This is a genomic window from Pseudomonas sp. PvP089, from assembly GCF_017875165.1.
Classification (GTDB): domain Bacteria; phylum Pseudomonadota; class Gammaproteobacteria; order Pseudomonadales; family Pseudomonadaceae; genus Aquipseudomonas; species Aquipseudomonas fortuita.
Genome location: NZ_JAGGME010000001.1, coordinates 2,791,758 through 2,813,723, shown reverse-complemented (window position 1 = coordinate 2,813,723; position 21,966 = coordinate 2,791,758). Strand labels below are relative to the sequence as shown.

General features: G+C 63.6%; 17 protein-coding genes. 4 read left to right on the top strand and 13 right to left on the bottom strand.

Annotated elements, in window-relative coordinates; genetic code table 11:
• Positions 1–83 precede the first annotated feature (83 nt).
• From J3A71_RS13080 to J3A71_RS13065, 4 genes are all read right to left on the bottom strand, one after another.
• Entirely contained in the window at positions 84–2,336 is a 2,253-nt protein-coding gene (locus J3A71_RS13080; protein WP_096426207.1) for an ATP-binding protein, read from the bottom strand.
• Positions 2,333–3,118: a transporter substrate-binding domain-containing protein gene (locus tag J3A71_RS13075; RefSeq protein WP_016487573.1), complete on the bottom strand. Its 786-nt coding sequence runs from the start codon at positions 3,116–3,118 to the stop codon at positions 2,333–2,335. Before J3A71_RS13075 ends, J3A71_RS13080 begins: the two co-directional genes overlap by 4 nt.
• The gene (locus tag J3A71_RS13070; protein ID WP_016487574.1) at positions 3,115–3,831 is read right to left on the bottom strand and encodes a response regulator; all 717 of its coding nucleotides are present in this window, start codon (positions 3,829–3,831) and stop codon (positions 3,115–3,117) included. Before J3A71_RS13070 ends, J3A71_RS13075 begins: the two co-directional genes overlap by 4 nt.
• 74 nt (positions 3,832–3,905) lie before the next feature.
• Positions 3,906–4,550: a TetR family transcriptional regulator C-terminal domain-containing protein gene (locus tag J3A71_RS13065; RefSeq protein WP_016487575.1), complete on the bottom strand. Its 645-nt coding sequence runs from the start codon at positions 4,548–4,550 to the stop codon at positions 3,906–3,908.
• 102 nt (positions 4,551–4,652) lie between these two features.
• Here J3A71_RS13065 and J3A71_RS13060 point away from each other — a divergent pair, with 102 nt between their 5' ends.
• Positions 4,653–5,399, top strand: a complete 747-nt coding sequence (locus J3A71_RS13060) for an enoyl-CoA hydratase-related protein (RefSeq protein WP_060517348.1) — start codon at positions 4,653–4,655, stop codon at positions 5,397–5,399.
• A gap of 165 nt (positions 5,400–5,564) precedes the next feature.
• On the opposite strand, the gene J3A71_RS13055 is transcribed toward J3A71_RS13060, so the two are convergent.
• From J3A71_RS13055 to J3A71_RS13045, 3 genes are read right to left on the bottom strand one after another with little or no spacing between them, the layout of a single operon-like run.
• A complete protein-coding gene (locus J3A71_RS13055; RefSeq protein WP_016487577.1) occupies positions 5,565–6,620 on the bottom strand; it encodes a lipocalin-like domain-containing protein in 1,056 nt (351 codons plus the stop codon).
• On the bottom strand, positions 6,610–9,063 hold the full coding sequence (locus tag J3A71_RS13050) for an ABC transporter permease (RefSeq protein WP_096426208.1): 2,454 nt from the start codon (positions 9,061–9,063) through the stop codon (positions 6,610–6,612). Before J3A71_RS13050 ends, J3A71_RS13055 begins: the two co-directional genes overlap by 11 nt.
• On the bottom strand, positions 9,063–9,728 hold the full coding sequence (locus J3A71_RS13045; protein ID WP_060517345.1) for an ABC transporter ATP-binding protein: 666 nt from the start codon (positions 9,726–9,728) through the stop codon (positions 9,063–9,065). Before J3A71_RS13045 ends, J3A71_RS13050 begins: the two co-directional genes overlap by 1 nt.
• Positions 9,729–10,746: 1,018 nt before the next feature.
• Between J3A71_RS13045 and J3A71_RS13040 the strand changes: the two genes are divergently transcribed.
• Positions 10,747–11,814: an aromatic ring-hydroxylating dioxygenase subunit alpha gene (locus J3A71_RS13040; RefSeq protein ID WP_016487581.1), complete on the top strand. Its 1,068-nt coding sequence runs from the start codon at positions 10,747–10,749 to the stop codon at positions 11,812–11,814.
• A gap of 10 nt (positions 11,815–11,824) precedes the next feature.
• Positions 11,825–12,775, top strand: coding sequence for a PDR/VanB family oxidoreductase (locus tag J3A71_RS13035; RefSeq protein WP_096426209.1), 951 nt, complete (start codon positions 11,825–11,827; stop codon positions 12,773–12,775).
• Between the two features lie 7 nt (positions 12,776–12,782).
• Here J3A71_RS13035 and J3A71_RS13030 read toward each other — a convergent pair whose 3' ends face one another.
• From J3A71_RS13030 to J3A71_RS13020, 3 genes are all read right to left on the bottom strand, one after another.
• Complete coding sequence (locus J3A71_RS13030; protein ID WP_016487583.1) at positions 12,783–13,496, bottom strand: GntR family transcriptional regulator; 714 nt, start codon at positions 13,494–13,496, stop codon at positions 12,783–12,785.
• 340 nt (positions 13,497–13,836) lie between these two features.
• Positions 13,837–15,090 (bottom strand): OprD family porin, encoded by a 1,254-nt coding sequence (locus tag J3A71_RS13025; RefSeq protein WP_172901737.1) that lies wholly within the window; start codon positions 15,088–15,090, stop codon positions 13,837–13,839.
• 102 nt (positions 15,091–15,192) lie between these two features.
• Complete coding sequence (locus J3A71_RS13020) at positions 15,193–16,533, bottom strand: MFS transporter (RefSeq protein ID WP_096426210.1); 1,341 nt, start codon at positions 16,531–16,533, stop codon at positions 15,193–15,195.
• Positions 16,534–17,105: 572 nt separating this feature from the next.
• Between J3A71_RS13020 and mrdA the strand changes: the two genes are divergently transcribed.
• Complete coding sequence (gene mrdA / locus J3A71_RS13015) at positions 17,106–19,001, top strand: penicillin-binding protein 2 (protein WP_016487586.1); 1,896 nt, start codon at positions 17,106–17,108, stop codon at positions 18,999–19,001.
• A gap of 234 nt (positions 19,002–19,235) precedes the next feature.
• On the opposite strand, the gene J3A71_RS13010 is transcribed toward mrdA, so the two are convergent.
• Genes J3A71_RS13010 through J3A71_RS13000 form a run of 3 tightly spaced genes read right to left on the bottom strand, consistent with a single transcriptional unit; the run spans position 19,236 to position 21,966 of the window.
• On the bottom strand, positions 19,236–19,952 hold the full coding sequence (locus J3A71_RS13010) for an ABC transporter ATP-binding protein (protein ID WP_016487587.1): 717 nt from the start codon (positions 19,950–19,952) through the stop codon (positions 19,236–19,238).
• Positions 19,949–20,722 carry an ABC transporter ATP-binding protein gene (locus J3A71_RS13005; RefSeq protein WP_016487588.1) on the bottom strand — a complete coding sequence of 258 codons (774 nt, stop codon included), beginning with the start codon at positions 20,720–20,722 and terminating at the stop codon, positions 19,949–19,951. The genes J3A71_RS13010 and J3A71_RS13005 overlap by 4 nt, the downstream gene beginning before the upstream one ends.
• The gene (locus J3A71_RS13000) at positions 20,719–21,966 is read right to left on the bottom strand and encodes a leucine/isoleucine/valine transporter permease subunit (protein ID WP_023047821.1); all 1,248 of its coding nucleotides are present in this window, start codon (positions 21,964–21,966) and stop codon (positions 20,719–20,721) included. Before J3A71_RS13000 ends, J3A71_RS13005 begins: the two co-directional genes overlap by 4 nt.

Here is a 21,966-nt window from a genome sequence, read left to right as displayed (position 1 = left end):
TTGCCATGGATTATTGGAAACGGATGTAAGGTGCCGTTGTACGAACGGATCGAAGATGTAAAAAGTCGTAAGTTTTTTGTACGTCAGCTCTGGATCAACCGTTCCAGCGTGTCGCGGGCCTGGCCGAGCTGGTTTGCCAATGGCTCGGCGAGGGCGTTCAGCGCCTGCCCGTCATGCTGGCGGGCTGCATCCTCCAGGCGTCGCAACAGCGCAGCCAGGCCAGAAAAACCCAGGGAGTCGCAACTGCCGGCGAGGCGATGGGCCAGGTGCAGCACTTCGGTAAAGTCCTGGGCCGTCAGCGCCTCGGCCAACGCCGTGGCGTGCTGCTCCAGGGACTGGCGCAACACGTTCAACAGGCCCTGCAGCTTCTGTGCGCCCAGCAGGGAGCGGTGAGTGGCCAGCAGCGACCAGTCCATGTTCGCGTCATTACCGGCCTCTTCGGTCGGCGTTGCGTCGGCCAGCGCCTGGCGCAGGTTGGCCAGGCGCAGTGGCTTGGCCAATACACCTTGCATGCCGGCCTCCAGGTAAACTGGCACTTGCCCCGGTTGAACGCCCGCGGTCAGTGCCACGATCCGGCTGTGTTGGTTAGGCCCAGGGGTGGCGCGAAGCTGCCGGCACAGCTCCACCCCGCTCATGCCGGGCAGGTGAACGTCGAGCAGGATCAGGTCGAAGCGCTGCTGTGTGCACACTTGCAGGGCCTGCCCGGCATCTTCGGCAAAGCTCACCCGGTGGCCATCACGCACCAGCAAGCCGCCGGCCACGTCCCGGTTCAGCGCGACGTCCTCGACCACCAGGATATCCAGGCTGGCGCTGGCCCCCTGGGCGGCGTCAAAGGGCGAAACCGGCTGCCCAAGGGCGATGTCGAGTTCGAACCAGAAGCAACTGCCCTGCCCTTGCACACTGTCCAGGCCAATACAGCCTCCCAGCTTTTCCACCAGGTGTTTGCAGATCGCCAGGCCCAGACCCGTGCCGCCGTAGCGCCGGGCCACGGCCTCGCTGGCCTGGACAAAGCGGTCGAAGATTTTCGCCTGTACGGCCGGCTCGATGCCGATGCCGTTGTCACTGACCGACAGCCGCAGGCGCTGCGCGCTCGCATCACTGGCCAGCACCTGCACCTTGAGCCGCACCTGGCCGTGCTCGGTGAATTTGATGGCATTGGCCAACAGGTTGCTGAGCACCTGACGCAGGTACTGTTCGGCGCCGTGCTGGTAGACGGCCAATTGCTCATCAACCTCCAGGTGCAGCGTGTCGCCGTTGTCCACGGCCATGGGTTCGAGCAGCGCCAGCACCTCCTGGCACAATTGGCGCAGCGAAAAGCCGACCAGTTCGGCGCGGCTCTCACCTTCTTCTAGCCGGGCGAAATACAGCACTTCGTTGAGAATCGCCAACAGCCCCTCGCCGGCCTTGTACAGGGCCTCCACGCGCTGGCGATCGGCTGCTTCCAGCCGGCCACCGCGTAGCAGCTCGGCCATGCCCAGAATGCCGTTGAGCGGGGTGCGCAGCTCGTGGCTCATGGTCGCCAGGAAGCGCGACTTGGCCAGGTTGGCGGCCTCAGCGTCATCCTTGGCCCGGGCCAGGCTGGCTGTACGTCGTTCGACCATGGCCTGCAGTTCGTCGCGCTTGTCTTGCAACGCCAGGCGGTCGCGCTCGCGGCGCTCGATGTCGCTGAGGATGGCGCGGCGCATGTCGTCCAGGGCATGGGCCACGGTGTCAATTTCATCCGGCCGCGCCGAGCGGCGGCGCCCCAGCCGCAGCGGCTCCTGCCACTGCCCGGCGCCAATACGCCGGGCGAACTCGGCCATCACTTGCAGGTGGCGGGTAACCAGGCGATAGAACAGGCCCGACAGCGCTACCGCCAGGCCACACAGGAACACGCCCATCCACAGCAGGCTGGCAAGGCCCGTGGCGTACAGCCGACGGTGCACCGCACCCAGGTCGATACTGACCTCCAGCTCGCCCAGGTGCCTGGCCGGCCCGGTGGGGGGCTGATAGTCCAGGGGGAAGCGCTCGATGCGCAGCGGCCCTCTGGGTTCAGCCTCCCCACGTAGCAGTTGAAAATCGTCGCTGACCAGGCGCACCCGGGCCACGTCGGAAAAATCCACCAGGCCGCGCAGTTGTGTGTCCAGCTGCGCCTCGTCCAGGTCCCACAGGCTGCGTTCCAGGCTGGCCAGGTAGCCGGCGCGGATCAACGCCATGCGGGCCTCGATGTCGCGCATTTCGCGGCGGTATTCGAAGTACAGCTGCACGCCACTGGCCAGCACGGTGAAGCACAGGCTGAACAGCAGGATGAACCGCAACAGACGGCGCAGCAGGCCATCGGTGTGCAGGCGTATCATCGGGCATCTGCCGGCAGGTTGATCATGTCGCGGTAGGTGACTTCGCTCTGCTCCAGCCAGCGCGCGATTTCGCCAGCCTGGTTCATGCGCCGCAGCTGCGCGTCGATTTCGTCCATGTGCTGGCTGAGGGGTGATTGCCTGGACACGGCAACGCGCAGGTAGTCCACGCTCAGTGCCCGGGGCAATACGCGGATGTCCTGCGCCCCGGGCAGGTGCTCGATAAACAGCTGGCCAGTGCGCCGCTCCTGGATGACGTAGTCGATGCGCCCGCGCATCAGCTTGCCAAAGTTCTGCTGGCTGGAAGACACCCGTTCGATGTTCTGGTGCCGGGCGACGAAGCGGTCGAATTCGGCGCCGTAGCTTTCGCCGTACAACAGGCCGCCACGGTAGCCGGCCAGGTCTTCCAGGCGCTGGAAACTGACCGGCCGCAGGCGGTTGTAGAACACCGCGACTTCTTCGCGTACCACCGGCTCCGTGGAAAAGCGCATGCGCTGGTCCCGCTGATCGCTGTTGTAGGCCAGTACCACGTCCACACGCCCGGCGGCGGCGTCCATCAGGCAACGCTTCCAGTTGCCCAGCACCACGGTCTGCACTGGGTAGCCCATGCGGGCGAACAGTTCGCGCACCACGGTTGGCGCCAGGCCACGCACCTGGTGGCCGTCGCTCCAGGACATCGGCGGGTACACCGGGTAATCGCAGTAGCGCACCGTCTGTGCTGCGCCGGCCGGCACGGCGAGCAACGCCAGCACCATCCCCCAGGCGCGGCGGGCGCGGTGGATCATGCGGCCACGCTGGCAGTGAACAGGTAGCCGGTACCGTGAATGGTGATGATCAGTTGCGGCTCGGCCGGGTCATCGTGCAGCTTGCGCCGCAGGCGGCCGACCAGCACATCGATGGAGCGGTCGTTGGGCACCCACTCGCGGTTGCGAATCTGGTCCATCAACTGGTCGCGGCTCAGGGTATGGCCGCTGTTACGCAGGAACACGCTGAGCAACTGGAACTCACCGTGGGTGAGCAGGGTTTGCCCCCCGCGTGGATCGATCAGGCGACGGCGGTCGGTGTCCAGCGCCCAGTCGGCAAACTGCTTCAGCGACTGCGCGCAGGCCGGTGCCGGTTGCGCTTCGCGGGCATGGCGCACGCGGCGGATCAGGTTTTTGGCGCGCGATACCAGCTCACGGGGGTTGAGCGGTTTGATCACGTAGTCATCAGCACCACATTCCAGCCCGACAATGCGGTCGATGTCGTCGTTACGGCCGGTAATGAGGATGATGCCCACCTCCGAGCGCACGCGCAGTTCGCGGGTCAGGGTGAGGCCGTCCTTGCCAGGCAGGCGGATATCCAGCAACACCAGGTCGACGTCCTGGCTGCCGAGCCAGGCTTCGGCCTTTTCCGCCGTATCGGCGCAGTGCACGTCATAGCCTTCCTGGGACAGATAGGCCTGCAGCAAGTCACGAATAAGCGGATCGTCATCGACGATCAATACCCGAGGCGTCATTGCGTGTTGTCTCTTTTTTATTGGTGTTGTTCTACACACTCGCGCCAGCAGCGTACTCGTTACTGAACAGACGATCAACAGCCCTCGGGCAGGCTGAAGCGCCGCCGGCCGCCGGCCTGCAGGCCATCGACCCAGGCTTCGCAGATAATCACGCCTTGCTCGGGGGTGAAGGTGCCGGGGTTAAGCCCTGACTCCAGCCACAGGCCATCGAGCAGGGCACTGAGGCTGATGGCCGCGAGATCGGCATCGAAGCCCTGCCAGCCCTCCTGCGTGGCCAGCTCGGCCAGCAACCGGCTCAGTTCCTTGCGGTACTCGCCATAGGAATGGTCATGCACCTGGTTGATCGCGTCGGCTGTCTTCACCGCGCCCCAGAAGGCCAGCCAGGCGTCGAGCAGTTGCGGGTCGAGCAACTCTGCACAGAACGAGGCGCGGAAAAACGCCGACAACCGCTCGCGGGCATTGGGCGCAGCCTGCGCCATGGCGTCACGCAGCAGCCCCATCACCCGGCCGGTGACGGCCAGGTAGGCTTCGGCCACCAGTTCATCCTTGCCGGCGTAGTGGTGGCTGATCAGCCCCACCGAGACACCGGCCTCGGCCGAGATCTTGCGGATCGAAGCCCCCTGGAAACCATGGCGCTTGAGGCACACCAAGGTCGCTTCGACCAGGTTGGCCTTGCGTAATTCCGGCAGCATGCGGTGGTAGCGGGCTTCCTGGCTCATCGGCAGTTCTCGGTTCCAGTGCGGGGCTGAACGACTGTACAACAAGCCGGACTGCGTGATAAACCCTTGGCACTCCCGCCCACAACAACAAAAACGGCTGCCATGAACGACCTGATCACACGCGAGCTGGACCAAGGCCTGCTGACCCTGGCCTTTAACCGCCCCGACAAGCTAAATGCCCTGAACACCGCCATGTACCAGCAACTGGGCGACTTGTTGCTGGCGGCGGGTGAAGACCCTGCTGTGGATGTCATCATCCTCACCGGAGGGCCGCACTGTTTCACGGCTGGCAACGACCTGCGCGACTTTCTCGACAACCCGCCCACTGACCTGGACAGCCCGGTGTTCCGCCTGATGCGGGTGGTCATGGGCCTGGACAAGCCGCTGATCGCGGCAGTCAGTGGCGCAGCAATCGGCATCGGCGCCACCTTGCTGTTGCATTGCGACCAGGTGCTGGTCAGCCGCTCGACCAAGTTGCGCATGCCTTTCGCACCGTTGGGGGTGTGCCCAGAGTTTGGCTCCAGCCTGCTACTGCCCCGCTTGCTTGGCCAGGCCCGCGCCGCCGGCCTGCTGCTGGGTAACGCGTTGCTGGATGGCGAACAGGCAGTGGCCTGGGGGCTGGCCAATGAGCTGCATGAAGATGGCGAACAGTGCCTGGCCGCAGCGCGCAAGCTGGCGCGGCAGCTGCAAAGTTACCCGCAGGCGGCATTGCGCATCAGCAAGCGGCTGATCAAGGACAGCCAGCGGGCGGAGCTGGAGGCCACGGTGGCGCGTGAAAGCCAGTTGTTCATCGAGTGCTTGCGCACCGACGAAGCACGCGCCGTGTTACGGCGGCTGATCAAAGACTGAAACGATGACGCGTCCCTTGTGGGAGCGGCCTTGCGTCGCGAAAGGGGTGCGCAGCGCCCCCGGGATTTGCGCCTCGCCGCAGAATTGCCGGGGCCGCTGTGCGGCCCTTTCGCGACACAAGGCCGCTCCCACAGGGTGGGTGCATGATCGCGGGAATGTGTTGCACTAGTAGCCTGTCATCTCCAGATACCCGCGCCCACCCGCACTCCCGCTCAACCGCACCGGTCCTTCCCAGTAAGGGAACCGCGTATCCATCCAGGCCCGTGGTTCCACCGCCTCGACCTGCACATCCACCCCCTGCGCCGGCACCTGCACCCGCCAGTGCGTCGGTACCTGCTTGCCATTCTTCTGCTCGGCCCAGGCCAAGGCCTGCAACTGAACCTGCGCGCCCAGCAGCGCGACCACTTCACCGTGCGGGCCAACCCACGTGCCGGCGCGGTAGGCATCGCCCTCAGCCTGACGCACCTGGAACACCATCAGCCTGGCACCATTGTCCAGGTGCAGGGAAAACCAGTCCCACCCCGTTTGCCCGGCCGCCAGCGGCTGGCTGCTCCACTCCCGGTCGAGCCAGGCCTGGCCGGTGACCGCGATGCACATGCCTTCACGTTCCACTTCCCCGCGCACCCGGTAAAACGGCTGGCTGTAATAGTACGAGGCCTGCCCCTTGCCGGATTTCTCGCTGTAACCCTGATCGCCATGCAGCACCAGGGGCCGATCACTGCGCAAACGCAAGTCGTAGCGAAAGCCTTCGCCACCGGCAACCATGTGCAGGCTTTCGATACCCCCCCTGCCCTGCAATGACCAATCATTGATCCACGCCCGGAACGGCTGGGCCTGCACACCAGCCTGGCCGATACCGCCACGCGCCAGGGTTTCGCCAGACTGGTGACCACCCGGCCCGGTCAGGGCCGCGTGCCCCATCCACAGGTTGGGGCTGTTCCAGTCGGTGGTTTCAGGGCCGGGGCGCAGGGCCGAGCGGAACAGGGTCCACTGGGCGCCCCAGTCACGCCCCTGGGCGTCCTTGAGGTTGGCGGTGACGTACCACCATTCGATGCGAAAGCCATCGTGTGCGCCATGGTCACGCGGGAATTCCAGGCGATGCGCGCGGGCCACCTGGCTGAAACCGTCCGCCTGCTGCCCCAGCCCGGCATAGCTTTGTGGCGCCGGCGGGTCACAAGCGCATAGCAGGCCGCATAGCAACAGCAAGGTGTTACGCTTCATCGGCAAACGGCCTCAACAATTCACGGGGCTGGCGGCGCGCCAGTTGCCACAGCGGCCAGGCGCTGGCCAACAGGCTGGTGAACAAACCCAGCGCGGCCAGTTGCAGCAACTGCATGGGGAAAACGTAAAGCGGCAGGCGCCAGCCGAACGCCTGCACGTTGACCACCGCCACCAGGCCCCAGGCCAGCAACACCCCCAACGGGATTGCCAGCAGTACCGTGAAACTGCTCAGCATCAGGGTCTGCCCCAAGCTCAGCCACACCAGTTGCCTGCGCTGCACACCCAGTGCCCACAGGGGGGCCAGCTGGCTCAGCCGCGTCTGGCCCAACGTCAGCAAGTTGATGAACAGCGCCACGCCGGCCACGCCAAGCGTGAGGCTGTTGAGCGCGGCGGTGGCGGCGAAGGTGCGGTTGAACACTTCGGTGGACCAGCGTTTCAGGCTTGCCTGCTCCACCACGCGGCTGTCGTCCAAGGCGAAGTGCTGCTGCAACGCTGCCTTGATGACGGGCAATTGTTCAGCGGGCAGATCAACGCTCAACCCGGTCAGCGTTGCCTGCGGCCATTGCCTGCGCAACCAGCTGGCATCGACCAGTACGTGCCCCTTGGGGTTACCGTAATCGGCATAGATCCCCACCACCGTCATGGCCTCTGAAGGCAGCGCCAGGCGATCGCCCAGTTGCAGCTTCAGGCGCCTGGCCAGCTGTTCGCTGAGCATCACCGCATGCCCGCCGGCCAACGTTTCCCAGGCGTGAGGCTGCTGCTGCAGCAACGGCCAACGCTTGAGGTAGACCGGGTGATCGACGATGCCCTGAAGCTGCACTGGCCAGCCCTGCAACTGCGTTTCTACACGCCAGCCGGGCAGCACCACACTGGCTGCCGATTGCTGCCCTAGCCATTGCGCAATTTCCAGACCTTGGGCGGTATCCCGAGGGCTGACGTACAGGTCGGCAGACAGGCGCAGGTCCAGCCAGCCGACAAAAGTCTTGCGAAAGCCTTCGGTCATGCTGCCCACGCCGACACTGGCAGCCAACGCGAGCAACAGTGCCATCAGCGCCAAACTCAGTGCCGGCAGTTGCTGGCGGCTATCGGCGACGAACCATTGCGCCAAAGGTCGCCGGCAATACGGCGTCAGCAAGGCCAGAGCCCGGTCGAGCAAGGCCGGCAACAACAGCGCCGCCGCCAGCAACAACCCAGCCAGCATGGCAAACGCGCTGGCCAGGCGGTTACCCAGCAGGCCGCAGCCCAAGGCCAGCAGCAACAGAACGCACGCTATGCAAGCCTGGCGCCTCAACCATGGCCCCTGCGCCAGCCGCCAGGCCTGAGGCTGCGCCAACGCCAGTAATGGCAACCGGGCAGCACGCAACACGCTGCCCAGCCCTGCCAGCAATGCCCCCAGCACGCTCACAAGCACCCCCACCAGCCACCACCACGCGGGCAGGCTCAGGGAACCGGCAACCTGGGCGCCGTACAGGCCGCGCAAACTGGCTGCCACATCGGGCAATAACCACGCCGCCAGCACATACCCGCTGGCCACGCCGGCCAGCCCGCCCAGGACGGCGAACAGTCCCAGCTCCAGCATCAAGGCGCACAGCAGGGTGTTCAAGCTGACGCCACAGGCGCGCAGATTGCGGATCAATCCACGCCGCTGTTCTAGCGCCAGACCGATTGCGGCATGGGCGATAAACAGGCCTACGACGAACGCCAGCAGGCCGAGAGCAGTCAGGTTGAGGTGAAAGCTCTCAGTCAGCCGCTGCAACCCGCCGTCGTCCTGTTGCGGTTGCAGTTCGAGGTAAACCGCAATATCAGCAGGCAGCGGCCCTGGCTTGCCGGCCACCAGCAATCGCGACAACTGCCCAGGCGCGTGCAGCAACCGCTGGGCATGGCCGATATCGACCACGATCACGCCGGGCGCCAATGCAGGCTGCAGGACCATGGGTGGCAACAGTTGCCCTTCGCTGTCGCGCACCGCTGCCCCACGCTCTGCGCCCAGTTGCCGCAAGGTGTCTGGCCCGGCCCACGCTTGCCCGGGCGTGCCGATGAACGCCTGCACATCGAATGCTTGCGGCTGGACACCGGCAATGCTGCTGGCTGGCGGCAGGCTCAAAGGGTCGATGCCCAGCAGGCGCACGCTGCGCGCGGGCTCCCCAGGCAAACGCAAGCGCCCTTCCAGCACGGGCATTACTGGCCAACCCTGCTTGCGCAATTGCACGTAAAGCCCTTGGTCGAAGCGCTCACCGTTGCGCGGCACTAGCTGCGCCTGCAGCGGCCCGGCCAGCACGGCACTGGCCCGGGCGTAATCGCTGCGTGCCTGGCTGTTCAGCGCCTGCACGCCCGTCCACAGCGCCGTGGCCAGCCACAGCCCGGTGAAGATGCTGAAAAACTGCACACGATGGCGCCGCCAATGGCTGAACAACGCCAACAGGGCCAGCGACAAAAGCCTCATCACCCCAACTCTGGCTGAACGCGGCCGGCCTGCAGCTGGCAACGCCGCTGCAAGCGTGCCGCCAGCCGGGGGCTGTGGGTCACCATCAACACACCGCTGCCGGCCTCGGCGACCAGTTCCAGCAACAGGCTCAGCACCTCATCGCTGCTGGCTTCGTCAAGGCTGCCGGTGGGTTCGTCAGCCAAAAGCCAGGCCGGGCGCCCAGCCAGCGCGCGGCCGATGGCGACCCGTTGCTGCTGGCCACCGGACAACTGCTCTGGGTAGCGCGCCAGCAAACCTGCCAAGCCCAACTGCTCTGCCAGGTAAGCCACCCATTGTGGGTCATGCCTGCCCGCCAGCCTGGCCTGAAAGGCCAGGTTCGCCGCCACGTCCAGGCTGCTGATCAGGTTGTATTGCTGGAACACCAGCCCAATCCCCTGCCGTCTCCACTGCGCCAGCGACGCCTCCGAACGGCCGTCGAGCGGGACGTCATCGATCAGGATACGGCCGCTGTCGGCACGGTCTAGGCCGGCAATCAGGTGCAGCAACGTGCTCTTGCCGCTGCCCGACTCGCCCATCAGCGCCAGGCTGCTGCCGCGTGCCAGGCGCAGGTCCACACCCTGCAGAACGGGGAGCGGGCCTTGGGGGGTGAGGAATGATTTGTGGAGCTGTTCGATGGCGAGCATCGACGGGCCTTGGTGATTTGGGGGTCCTTTCAGGAATAGCAGGTTCGGGGAGTTTCAGCCGAACACGTGTCTGAATTTTTCAGGGCGAATAACCAGTTGTCTTGGTAATTGGCGCATAAATCAACAGCTCAAAATAGCTAGCGACGCCACGCTTATCGGTGCAACCAACAGTCAAAATGAACAATCACCAACAAGCAAAAAGGAGACTTCCTAAAGATTATTCCTGGCTTTATAAAAATTAACTTCTTGAAATTAAATCAATGGCCTGGAGCAAAAACTGTCGTCATTGTTTTGACGGGCGCCCAACCGTACAACTATTTCCAACTGCTTGAGTTGTTGTACCCCTTGCAGGGTGATGACCTTGAGCAGCGTCCGCCCTCTCGTGAGACACGTCGCCACAGCCTGTTTTTCCCTGTCGCCGACGTGCTGCGTGCCGATAGAGCGGGAAGTGATCGCTACCGTAACCTTCCAACATAAGGCTGCCACCAAACCCATCAGCACATCCACTTCAACACCCCATGTTGTATTGAATGAGCTTCACTTTTTTCACACCTATTATGTTTGCGAGCACTCTATTCATAAGCCGCTTGATGGCCCTGCCAAGGGCGTGCATTGCAACTAAGCGCGACGAGAGTTATCACGTAGGAATCATCTGGTCTTAAGCAGATCCTTTAGCTTACAAGATATCGAATAATGCTTAGATCACTTGTGTCATCTACAGAACTCGCAACCAAATGACACGGGGGTCGCCCGTGTTAGCGGGCAAGCCTGCTCCTACAGAGGGTGCGTCAGCCCTTGGCTCATGGCCAAGGCACACGCCCACCTGCCTTCAAGACCTGCCGCTGAAACCGCCCCATCTGCTACCGAGAGCGCCCTAAGGGACTGGCATTAATGGATCCACTGATCGTTCGATAACCGCACATGACCAGCGAAATATACGCATAGGGTGTTGACCTGCTTCTCATACCAGAGCTCTAATGGATCCATTAAATAAAAACAAAACCCTGGAGAGCCTTCCATGTACCCCAAAAACACCTGGTACGTCGCCTGCACCCCCGACGAGATAGCCACCAAGCCCCTGGGTCGACAGATCTGCGGTGAAAAGATCGTGTTCTACCGCGCCAAGGAGAACCAAGTGGCCGCTGTCGAGGACTTCTGCCCCCACCGCGGCGCACCGTTGTCGCTGGGCTATGTCGAGGACGGCAACCTGGTGTGCGGCTACCACGGCCTGGTCATGGGCTGCGACGGCAAGACTGTGTCGATGCCGGGCCAGCGGGTGCGTGGCTTCCCTTGCAACAAGACCTTTGCGGCCGTCGAGCGCTACGGCTTTATCTGGGTCTGGCCCGGCGACCAGGCGCAGGCCGACCCGGCGCTGATCCCGCATCTGGAATGGGCGGTGAATGATGAGTGGGCTTACGGCGGCGGGCTGTTCCACATCGGTTGCGACTACCGGCTGATGATCGACAATCTGATGGACCTCACCCACGAAACCTATGTGCATGCCTCCAGCATCGGCCAGAAGGAAATCGACGAGGCCCCGCCAGTCACCACCGTCACAGGAGACGAGGTGGTCACCGCCCGGCATATGGAAAACATCATGGCCCCGCCCTTCTGGCGCATGGCCCTGCGTGGCAACGGCCTGGCCGACGATGTGCCGGTGGATCGCTGGCAGATCTGCCGCTTCACCCCGCCCAGCCATGTGCTGATCGAAGTGGGCGTAGCCCATGCCGGCAAGGGTGGCTACCACGCCGAAGCGCAGCACAAGGCGTCGAGCATCGTGGTCGATTTCATCACCCCGGAAACCGATACCTCAATCTGGTACTTCTGGGGCATGGCGCGCAACTTCGCCGCGCACGACCAGGCCCTGACCGACAACATTCGTGAGGGCCAGGGCAAGATTTTCAGCGAAGACCTGGAGATGCTCGAGCGCCAGCAACAGAACCTGCTGGCCCACCCCGAGCGCAACCTGCTGAAGCTGAACATCGATGCTGGCGGCGTGCAGTCGCGCAAGGTGCTGGAGCGGATTATCGCCAAAGAACGTGCGCCGCAGCCGCAACTGATCGCCACCAGCGCCACCCCTGCCTGAGGAAGCCGACATGATCGATGCCGTAGTGGTATCCCGTAACGATGAAGCGCAGGGTATCTGCAGTTTCGAGTTGGCGGCGGCGGATGGCAGCCTGCTGCCGGCGTTCAGCGCCGGCGCGCATATCGACGTGCATTTGCCTGATGGGCTCGTGCGCCAGTATTCGCTGTGCAACCACCCCGAAGAACGCCACCGTTATCTGATTGGCGTCCTCAACGACCCGGCTTCGCGGGGCGGCTCACGCAGCTTGCATGAGCAGGTGCAGGCCGGCGCCCGGCTGCGCATCAGCGCGCCGCGCAACCTGTTCCCGCTGGCCGAGGGTGCGCGGCGCAGCCTTTTGTTTGCCGGTGGCATCGGCATTACCCCGATCCTGTGCATGGCCGAGCAGTTGTCCCACAGCGGCCAACCGTTCGAGCTGCACTACTGCGCCCGCTCCAGCGAGCGTGCGGCCTTTGTCGAGCGCATTCGCAACGCGCCATTCGCTGATCGCCTGGTCGTGCACTTTGACGAGCAACCGGAAACCGCACTGGATATCGCTCAGGTGCTGGGCAACCCGCAAGACGATGTGCACCTGTATGTATGCGGGCCCGGCGGGTTCATGCAGCATGTGCTGGCCAGCGCCAAGGGGCTGGGCTGGCAGGAGGCCAACCTGCACCGCGAGTACTTTGCCGCAGCGCCCGTGGATGCCAGCAACGACGGTAGTTTTTCGGTGCAGGTGAGCAGCACGGGGCAAGTGTTCGAGGTGCCAGCCGACCAGACCGTGGTGCAGGTGCTGGAAGAGCACGGTATCGAGATCGCCATGTCATGCGAGCAGGGTATTTGCGGCACCTGCCTGACGCGGGTGCTGCAAGGCACGCCGGACCATCGCGACATGTTCCTCACCGAAGAGGAGCAGGCGCTGAACGATCAGTTCACGCCCTGCTGCTCGCGCTCGAAGTCGCCGCTGCTGGTGCTGGATATCTGAACCAGTTTTACGACAAGGGCAGGATGACTTTCATGCTCGCGTCCGCCGTTGCCCCGCCAAAGGTCTCGGCGTAGCGCAAAGTGGCATTGGCGTGCTCGCGCATGATCGCTTCGGCGCGGGCACCCTGACGGTTGGTCAGGGCGTCGAACACCGCGTGGTGCTGCATATGGGCGAAGTTGAAGCGCCGGTACTCGCGGGCCAGGTCATGGCGGTCCACGGCCAGTGCGGTGACGGAGGCGAACGGCAGGTGGTCGTTGCGTGCCAGGGCATCGGCGATGGCCGGGTTGTGGCTGGCTTCGATGATCACCTGGTGAAAGCGCATGTTCAGGTCGTGATAGGCCTGCAGGTCCTCTTCGGTGACGAAGCCCTTGTCGAACAACTGATCGCCCTCGACCAGGCACTGTTGCAGCGCCGCGCGCGCTTGCGCCGACAAGCCACGCTCTGCAGCCTGGCGAGCGGCCAACCCCTCCAGCACGCCGCGGACCTCCACCGCACCTGCGATGTCATCGGCGCTGACCGAGCGCACCTGAAAACCCCGGCCGCCAAAACGCACCAGCAGGCCTTCCTGCTCGAGGGTACGAAACGCCATGCGCACCGGCATGCGGGAGACGCCGAACAGTTCGGCAGTGGGGACTTCCATCAAGCGCTCGCCGGCCGCCAGCTCGCCCGAGGCGATCATCTTGCGCAGCGCAACCAGCACCATTTGACCGGGTTTGCTCATCCAGGCTACTTCCAGGGACATGAGCGGGCATCTTAGCGCAAGCCGAGGGGATGCTGCAGGCCTGTTCGGAGCGCACCACACAAGGCTCGAGACAGGTGTGTGCGTGTGGGTTCACCCGCGAAGCAGGCAACGCGGTACCTGGCACCGGCTTTGCCGGTGTTCGCGGGACAAGCCCGCTCCCACAGATACCGCGCTAGATTCCGGATATTGAGCAACACAATGGCCCCCGCGGTTTTCGCGCCAGCTTTCAGGTGTGGTGCAAGACAGTTGCCCCTACAGGTACTGCATTAGCCTGAACCCTGCGCGATACAAGGAGCGTGCTCACTGGGCATATTGCCGCTTACAGCGTCAGCGGGTAGCTGACGATCAGTCGCGTCTGGTCGAAATCGCTGTTGAAGCTGCGCCGGTTGGTGGCGTTGTTCAGGCGGATGTTGAGGTTCTTCAGCGCTCCGCTCTGGAACGTGTAGTTCACCTCGGTATCACGCTCCCACTCCTTGCCATTGCTGCCCGCCGCCGTGGTGGCATTTTCGCCATGCCCGTAACGCACCATGGCCAACAGTCCCGGCACACCCAGCGCGGCAAAGTTGTAGTCGTAGCGCACTTGCCACGAGCGCTCGTCGGCGTTACTGAAGTTGCCGTTGAACATGTCGTTACCCAAGGTGCGGCCGCTGCTGCCGTACACCGACATCCACTGGCTGTCGCCACTGACTTTCTGCAACCCCAGGTACAGCGTGTGGCCACTGTGCGAAGCTGACAGCAGAGCGTAACCAGTGCGGCTCTTGATATCGCCAATGCGCGCCTGGCCGTCATCCCGGTCGATGAAGTAACCCAGGTTGGCCCCCAGCGTCCACTCGCCCACTCGCTGGCTATGCAGCAGGTTGAAGTAGCTTTGCTGGTAGATATCCTCCAGCTGCGAATGCCAGGCGCCAATCAGCGTACGCTGCTGGTTGAAACGGTATTCTGTGCCGGCGTAGTTGAAGCCGTCCGAGGTAACCCCGGGGGCGGCCCAGGCAGAAAGGTCCTGCATATCGGACGAGTTGCGCAGGCTGACCTCGCGGTACTGGCCGGCTTGCAGGCTCAGGCCTTCGATTTCCCGCGAGTCGAGCATGGCGCCACGGAAGGTCTGCGGCAGCAGGCGGCCATCGTCGTAGCGCAGCAGCGGAATATCCGGCAGCAACTCACCCACCTTCAGCTCGGTCGATGAAATACGCAGCTTGGCCGCCAGCCCGGCGCGGCCATACTCGTCGGCCGCACGCACGTCATCGTGCACTGGCAGCAGTTCGGAGCCGCTGGTACCGCGGCCACTGTCCAGCTTCATGCCGAACATTGCGATGCCGTCCAGGCCAACACCGATCAGCCCCGGGGTGTAGCCAGAGCTGAACTTGAAGATGAAGCCCTGGGCCCATTCTTCGACGTTGCTCTTGGCCGCTCCTGGGTCGCGGAAATCGCGGTTGAAGTAGTAGTTGCGCAGTGTCAGCCCGGCCTTGGCATCTTCAAAAAAGCCCCCCTCCTCGGCCCAAGCCGGCATACCAAGGCCAAGCGCCAGCGAAACCACCGAGGCCGAACGGGCCAGGGTGCAGGTTGTGTGCATCATTATTATTGTTCTCCGCTTTCAATAGGCGCAGCCGAACGCCCCAGGCCAACTTGGCCCAGGGCAGCACGCTGCATTCAGGTACCCGGCCAGGCCGGGTTGCGCTCAGTGGCTCAGTGCATCTGCCGGCTGCGCAGGCGCCGGCTTGGTCATTGGGCGCAGCAACAGCAGGCAACCCGCGGCAAGCACGAATACGCTGGCAAACACCCCGTACAGGTGCAGTGGCTGCCAGCCGCCATCGAGCAACACGCCGGCCACGGTCGGCGACAAGATGGCGCCCATGCGGCCGATGCCAATACCCCAACCCACGCCGGTAGCGCGCACCGAGGCGTCATAGACCACCGGCGACAGGGCATACAGGCCGGCTACGCAGCCGTTGGAGAACAGCCCGATCAGCAGCCCCAAGGCCAAGGCTGCACTGACCGACGCGCCATTGACCACGAACAGCACCAGCAGCGCCGCCGTGATCAGCATGAACAGCACCAGCACGCGGGTGAGTGGCCAGCGCGACGCCAGGCCACCGATCAGCGCCGCGCCGAGGATGCCGCCGACACTCAACAGCACCCCGCCGGTGATGCCCTGCTGTGCCGACAGGCCGGCGGCGACCAGCAGTTTCGGCGTCCAGCTCATGACGAAGTAGAACCCGAACATGACCAGGAAGAACAGTAACCAGATCACCAGCGTGGTGCGGCGCATGGACGGCGCCAGTAGTTGCCGGAAGCCGCGGGCGGCGCCCGGCTCCCTTGCTACGGGTGTTGGCAGGTGTGCCAGCGCCGGCTGGCCAAGGCGCATGGCCAGGCGGTTGACCCGTGCCAGCGCATTGGCCGGTCGACGCGCCAGCAGAAAATCCAGCGACTCCGGCAGCCACAACAGCACCAGCGGGATTACCAGCACGGTGACAATGCCGCCAAACAAAAACACCGAGCGCCAACCCCAATGCCCCAGCAGCCATACCGCCAGCAAACCGCCCAGCGTCGCGCCCAGGGCGTAGCCGGTTGACTGCAGGCTCACCGCCAGGCCGCGCCAGCGTTTGCTGGCGTACTCACTGGCAATCACATTGCTGCTGGCCAGGATGCCGCCAATGCCCAGCCCGGTCAGGCCACGCAGCAGCGCCAGTTGCAACGGGCTCTGGCTCATTGCCGAGAGCAACATGCCAATACCGGAAAGCGCCAGGCACAGCAGGATCAGCGGGCGGCGGCCAAAGCGGTCGGCCCAAGGCGCGATGAACAACGAACCGGCCGCCATGCCGAACAGGCCGGCACTGAGCAGCAGCCCCACCTGCGCCCCGTTAAGGCCCCATTCGGCGGACACCGAGGCAGCGGTGAAGGCCATCACCAGGACGTCGAAGCCATCGACCATGTTGAGGACGATACAAATACCGATGGCCAGGTACTGAAAGCGGCCCATCGGGTCGTTGTCCAGCCGTTGCTTGAGATCGGCATTCATAGGGTCACCTGCCGGCCTGGGTTGGCCACAAGTGAGAGGACAGATGTGCAGACGCAGGCGAAGCGGTAGGAACCATGACGGTTCCGTGGCCGTGAGAAGCCATTCATGACTTGGACCCTTTTTGTAATTGTTATCGCATACGGCAGGAGGGCTCCTGCCGCTGTCAGGCGCTCAATCAACCAGATAATGGATCCACAAACAATGAGCAAGGCTTAGTCCCCCCAGTTAAACCGTTCATGAAAAAGATAAAATCATCAAACAAAATTGTATTTATCTATATTAATCAGGTATTTACAGATTTAATGCTGGATAAAAATTTTGTTCGTTTATCGAACGCTACAATTTTGTGGATCCATAAAAGAAGCCCAAATCCATGCCTGAGCGCTCAAGAGGCAGCAGCGATGAACAAATCTTCATGTTCCCCGCCAGCGCCCTGATTCCGGGGTGGGCAGACATTAACCGCCCACCGTCAGTCGCCACTCGCCTTGAGGGCGCGGTGGGTGTTGCGTAGCATCCCCGGCCCGATCGCGCGCCCGTACAGCCACCGCGATACCTGCAGACAAGAGCTACTGATGCCACAACCCATCCCCCTCAAGGACCACGAAAAGGAAAAGCACCTGGTCAATCGCCGGCTCCTGGCCTGCGCCATCCTGGTCTTCAGCCTGGTCGCCGTGCTGGTGGGGCGGCTGTATGTCTTGCAGGTGCTGCAGCACGACCAGCAGACCGCCGTGTCGGAAAACAACCGTGTGCACGTGCTGCCCATCGCCCCCGAACGCGGGCTGATCTACGACCGCAACGGCGTGGTGCTGGCCGACAACAAACCCAGCTTCGACCTGACCATGACCCGCGAGCGGGCCGGCGGCGACTCGGCCAAGGTGCTCGACACCCTCACCCAGGTGCTAGGCCTGACCGAAGACGACCGCAAGCAGTTCGACAAAGACCTGCGCCGTGGCCGCAAGCCGTTCGAACCGGTAACCCTGATGGTGGGCCTGAGCGAAGAGCAGATCGCCCTGGTGGCGGTGAACCAGTTCCGCCTGCCGGGCCTGGAAGTAGAGCCACAGTTCATCCGCGAATACCCCTTGGCCGAACATTTCGCCCACTCGGTGGGTTATGTGGGGCGCATCAACGAGAAAGAGGCCAAGGTTCTCGACAGCACCGAGTACCGTGGCACCCAGTCAATCGGCAAGACCGGTATCGAACACTTCTACGAAAGCCAGCTGCACGGGCATGTGGGCTACGAGGAGGTCGAGACCAACGCCCAGGGCCGGGTGATGCGCGTGCTCAACCACAAGGCCCCGACCCCGGGACAAGACATCGTCCTGACCCTGGACGCCCACTTGCAGGTGGCCGCAGAAAAGGCCTTGGGCGACCGCCGTGGCTCGGTGGTGGTACTGGACCCGGCCAATGGCGACGTGCTGGCAATGGTCAGCAACCCCAGCTTCGACCCCAACCTGTTCGTCAAGGGCATCAGCTTCAAGCAGTACGCCGAACTGCGCGATTCCATCGACCGACCGCTGTTCAACCGTGTGCTGCGCGGCCTGTATGCCCCAGGCTCGACGGTGAAACCGGAAGTGGCCATCGCCGGCCTCGACAGCGGCGTGATCACCCCAGGCAGCCGGGTGTTCGACCCGGGCTATTACGAGCTGCCCAACTATGACCACAAGTACCGCAACTGGAACCGCAGCGGCGACGGCTGGGTGGACATGTACACCGCCATCATGCGGTCCAACGACACCTATTTCTACGACCTGGCGCACAAGCTGGGCATCGACCGCCTGCATGACTACATGGCCGAATTCGGCCTGGGCCAGAAGGTGTCGCTGGACATGTTCGAAGAGGCCTCCGGGCTGATGCCGTCGGCCCAGTGGAAGCGTGCCACCCGGCGCCAGGCCTGGTTCCCGGGCGAAACGCTGATTCTTGGCATTGGTCAAGGTTACATGCAGGTCACCCCGCTGCAGCTGGCCCAGGCCACCAGCCTGCTGGCGAGCAAGGGCGTGTGGCATCGCCCGCACCTGGCCATGACCGTGGGTGGCGATGCGCCGGTGGACCCCAACCCGATGCCCAACATCGTGCTGCACGACAAGCATGCCTGGGATCAGGTCAGCCAGGGCATGCAGATGGTCATGCACGACCCGCGCGGTATTGCCCGCGCCGCTGCGGCGGGCGCGCAATACCGGATCGCCGGCAAGAGTGGTACCGCGCAGGTGGTGGCGATCAAGCAGGGTGAGCGTTACAACCGCAACAAGACCCTGGAGCGCCACCGCGACAACGCCCTGTTTGTCGGCTTTGCACCGGCCGACCACCCGAGTGTGGTGGTGGCGGTGATGATCGAGAACGGTGAGGCTGGGGGCCGGGTGGCGGGGCCGGTGGTGCGCGAGGTGATGGATGCTTACCTGCTGGATGAGCAAGGGCACCTGAAGCCTGAGTATGCGGGCGGTGCAAGTGGCCGTAACGTGCCACACATCTGAGAATTCGGGGCTGCTTCGCGCCCAATGGCTGCGGTGCGGTGCTGGGCTCGGGGAACCTGCCTGGGAGGAAATCGGCCATGGGCCTACTAGCCTCTTCGCGGGCACGCCCGCGCCCACAAGTACTGCACAGATCCTGAGGCCTGTGAGATTCCTGTGGGAGCGGGCGTGCCCGCGAAGAGGCCAGCAAGACAAACACTCAACCCCAGGGCAAATCCTCTTGTCATTGTGATTGGATCATTCGCCCAGGTAGGCCTTCTTCACCTGGTCGTCATGCAACAAGGTCTTGGCACAGCCTTCCAGGCTGATACGGCCGCCATCGATCACGTAGGCGCGCTGACAGGTCTGCAGCGCCAGGCGGGCGTTCTGCTCCACCAGCAGTAGCGTTACCCCGCCCTTGACCACTTCGACGATAGTTTCGAAAATCTTCTGCACGATGATCGGCGCCAACCCCATGGAGGGCTCGTCCAGCAACAATAGCTTGGGCCGCCCCATCAGTGCCCGTGAAATGGCCAGCATCTGCTGCTCGCCACCCGACATGGTGCCGGCCAGCTGAAAGGCACGTTCTTTCAAACGCGGAAAGATACCGTACATGCGTTCGATGTCAGCACCGATGGCGTCCTTGCCGTCGCGCCGACTGAAGGCCCCCATCTCGAGGTTTTCGTGCACCGTCAGCTTGGGGAAAATGCCCCGCCCTTCCGGCACCAGCGCCAGCCCCTCGCGGATCAGGTCATGGCCCTTGATCGCCGCGTGCGCCTTGCCATCGAAGGTGATGCTGCCGGCGCTGGGCTTCAGCAAGCCGGCCAAGGTTTTCAGGGTGGTGGTCTTGCCGGCGCCATTGGCGCCGATCAGCGCCACCATCTCACCCTCGCCCACCGTCAGGTCGATGCCCTTGATGGCCTGGATAGCCCCGTAGCTGACCTTCAGGTCACTCACTTGCAGGATGTTTTTCATGCCACTGCCTCTGCACCCAGGTAGGCCTCGATCACGCGTGGATCCTTGCGCACGTCGGCCGGCAGGCCGTCGGCGATCTTGCGGCCGAATTCCAGTACGGTGATGTGGTCGCAAAGGCCCATCACCAGCTTCACGTCGTGCTCGATCAACAACACTGTCTTGCCATCCGCCTTCATCTTGCACATCAGCTGGCGCAAGCCTTCGGTTTCCGAAGCGTTCATCCCCGCCGCCGGTTCGTCGAGCGCAATCAGCTTTGGCTCGGTGGCCAGCGCCCGAGCGATTTCCAGGCGGCGCTGGTCGCCGTAGGACAGGCTCTTTGCCAGTTCACCGGCCAAGTGGCCGATGCCGACGTAGTTCAGCCAGTAACGCGCGGCCTGGCGGATTTCCCGCTCTTCACGCACACAGGCCGGGGTACGCAGAATTGCGCCGAACACACCACTGCGGGTGCGTACGTGGCGGCCGATCATCACGTTTTCCAGGGCGGTCATGTTGTGGAACAGGCGGATGTTCTGGAAGGTGCGGGAGATGCCTGCCTCCACCACCTTGTGCGGTTTGCTGATGCGCAGTGGCTTGCCGTCGAACATCACCCTGCCCTGCTCGGCCCGATACAGCCCAGTGAGCACGTTGAACAGCGTGGTCTTGCCGGCGCCATTGGGGCCCAGCAGGCCGCGGATCTCGCCGCGACGGATGCTCAGGTCAATGCCATGCAGGGCCTGCAGGCCACCGAAGAACTTGCTCACCTGATGCAGCTCGAGAAGGAAATCGCTCATGCCTTGTCCGCCTGTTTGATCGGGAGTTCGAAGGAGGCTTCGCTGGCCGGTCCATTGATTGCAGTGCTGAGCACCGCAGGCGCCGGCTCGGCTTCAGGGTCGTCATCGTGCAGTTCGGCACGGCGGCGACTGGACGGCCAGAGTCCTTCGGGGCGAAAACGCATCACCAGGATCAGCGCCAGGCCGAATACCAGCATGCGCAGGGTTGAGGCATCCAGCACGTTGCGCAGGATATCGCGACTGATGAAGGTGACGTTGTCCATCACCCACGGCTGGACCCAGTTGACCAGGTCGCGGAACAGTTCGGGCATCACCGACAGGATCAGCGCCCCCAGCACCACGCCCCGGATCGAGCCCATGCCGCCGAGCACCACCATGGCCAGGACCATGATCGACTCCATCAGGGTGAACGATTCGGGGCTGACGAAACCCTGGTAGCTGGAGAACAGCACACCGGACACCCCGCCAAAGGTCGCCCCCATGGCAAAGGCCAGCAGCTTGAGGTTGCGCTTGTTCAGGCCCATGGCCTCGGCCGCCACTTCGTCTTCGCGCAGGGCCATCCAGGCGCGGCCGATACGCGACACTTCCAGGCGCTTGGACAGCACGATGCAGAGGATGACGACGAACAGGAAGAACAGGTAGTAGCTGATCACCGGCGACACGGGCAGGCCGAACAGGCTCCAGCTTTGCTGCAGCGACAGCACCGGCGTTGCCCCGGCACCTGGCGCGTGCGCCCATGCCCCGAAGTCGACGTGCAGCGGGGCAATGTTGCTGATGCCCTGGGGACCGTTGGTGAGGTTCACCGGCTGGTCCAGGTTGTTCATGAAGATGCGAATGATCTCGCCGAAGCCCAGGGTGACGATGGCCAGGTAATCGCCGCGCAACTTGAGTACCGGCGCACCGATCAGCACCCCGCAAATGGCCGCAGCCACGGCAGCCAACGGGATGATCACCCACACCGGCCAGTCCAGCACAGCCTCAAGCAGGCCGGCCATTTGCAGGTGGGGCGAAGCCAGCAGTGCATACAGGTAGGCACCAATGGCGTAGAAGCCGATGTAGCCCATGTCGAGCAGGCCGGCATAACCGATGACAATGTTCAGTCCCAACGCCAGCAGCACGTAGAGCATGGCAAAGCCAAGAATGCGCACCCAGGTAGCGCCCAGCATGGGAATGGCCTCGACCAGGAACGGCAAGGCGATGAAGCCGAGAATCAACAACAGGTACTGGGTCTTGAGGTTTTTCAT

Excerpts from the sequence above, each read along its gene's own strand:
- J3A71_RS13070 (WP_016487574.1), bottom strand. The coding sequence starts at position 3,831 with ATGACGCCTCGGGTATTGATCGTCGATGACGATCCGCTTATTCGTGAC.
- J3A71_RS13025 (WP_172901737.1), bottom strand. The coding sequence starts at position 15,090 with ATGATGCACACAACCTGCACCCTGGCCCGTTCGGCCTCGGTGGTTTCG.
- J3A71_RS13065 (WP_016487575.1), bottom strand. The coding sequence starts at position 4,550 with ATGAGCCAGGAAGCCCGCTACCACCGCATGCTGCCGGAATTACGCAAG.
- J3A71_RS13005 (WP_016487588.1), bottom strand. The coding sequence starts at position 20,722 with ATGAGCGATTTCCTTCTCGAGCTGCATCAGGTGAGCAAGTTCTTCGGT.
- J3A71_RS13000 (WP_023047821.1), bottom strand. The coding sequence starts at position 21,966 with ATGAAAAACCTCAAGACCCAGTACCTGTTGTTGATTCTCGGCTTCATC.
- J3A71_RS13060 (WP_060517348.1), top strand. The coding sequence starts at position 4,653 with ATGAACGACCTGATCACACGCGAGCTGGACCAAGGCCTGCTGACCCTG.
- J3A71_RS13045 (WP_060517345.1), bottom strand. The coding sequence starts at position 9,728 with ATGCTCGCCATCGAACAGCTCCACAAATCATTCCTCACCCCCCAAGGC.
- J3A71_RS13010 (WP_016487587.1), bottom strand. The coding sequence starts at position 19,952 with ATGAAAAACATCCTGCAAGTGAGTGACCTGAAGGTCAGCTACGGGGCT.
- J3A71_RS13020 (WP_096426210.1), bottom strand. The coding sequence starts at position 16,533 with ATGAATGCCGATCTCAAGCAACGGCTGGACAACGACCCGATGGGCCGC.
- J3A71_RS13030 (WP_016487583.1), bottom strand. The coding sequence starts at position 13,496 with ATGAGCAAACCCGGTCAAATGGTGCTGGTTGCGCTGCGCAAGATGATC.
- J3A71_RS13050 (WP_096426208.1), bottom strand. The coding sequence starts at position 9,063 with ATGAGGCTTTTGTCGCTGGCCCTGTTGGCGTTGTTCAGCCATTGGCGG.
- J3A71_RS13040 (WP_016487581.1), top strand. The coding sequence starts at position 10,747 with ATGTACCCCAAAAACACCTGGTACGTCGCCTGCACCCCCGACGAGATA.
- J3A71_RS13055 (WP_016487577.1), bottom strand. The coding sequence starts at position 6,620 with ATGAAGCGTAACACCTTGCTGTTGCTATGCGGCCTGCTATGCGCTTGT.
- mrdA (WP_016487586.1), top strand. The coding sequence starts at position 17,106 with ATGCCACAACCCATCCCCCTCAAGGACCACGAAAAGGAAAAGCACCTG.
- J3A71_RS13035 (WP_096426209.1), top strand. The coding sequence starts at position 11,825 with ATGATCGATGCCGTAGTGGTATCCCGTAACGATGAAGCGCAGGGTATC.
- J3A71_RS13080 (WP_096426207.1), bottom strand. The coding sequence starts at position 2,336 with ATGATACGCCTGCACACCGATGGCCTGCTGCGCCGTCTGTTGCGGTTC.
- J3A71_RS13075 (WP_016487573.1), bottom strand. The coding sequence starts at position 3,118 with ATGATCCACCGCGCCCGCCGCGCCTGGGGGATGGTGCTGGCGTTGCTC.